This is a genomic window from Aliivibrio finisterrensis (genome assembly GCF_008933155.1).
Lineage (GTDB): Bacteria > Pseudomonadota > Gammaproteobacteria > Enterobacterales > Vibrionaceae > Aliivibrio > Aliivibrio finisterrensis.
The window spans coordinates 1-259 of record NZ_WBVP01000128.1; the positions used below are offsets into that span (position 1 = coordinate 1).

Genomic DNA, 259 nt, shown 5'->3' on the forward strand with positions numbered 1-259 from the left:
TAGCTAATCTCACCTGGGCTAATCTTAGCGCGAGAGGCCCGAAGGTCCCCCTCTTTGGTCCGAAGACATTATGCGGTATTAGCTATCGTTTCCAATAGTTATCCCCCACACTAAGGCATATTCCCAGGCATTACTCACCCGTCCGCCGCTCGTCAGCAAATTAGCAAGCTAATTTCTGTTACCGCTCGACTTGCATGTGTTAGGCCTGCCGCCAGCGTTCAATCTGAGCCATGATCAAACTCTTCAATTAAAGTTTTTT

1 rRNA gene is annotated in these 259 nt (G+C 48.3%); it reads right to left on the reverse strand.

The annotated features are described in order from the left end of the window. Nucleotides 1–250, reverse strand: a 16S ribosomal RNA gene (locus F8B77_RS17410); the annotation flags it as partial. Between the last annotated feature and the right edge of the window lie 9 nt (nucleotides 251–259).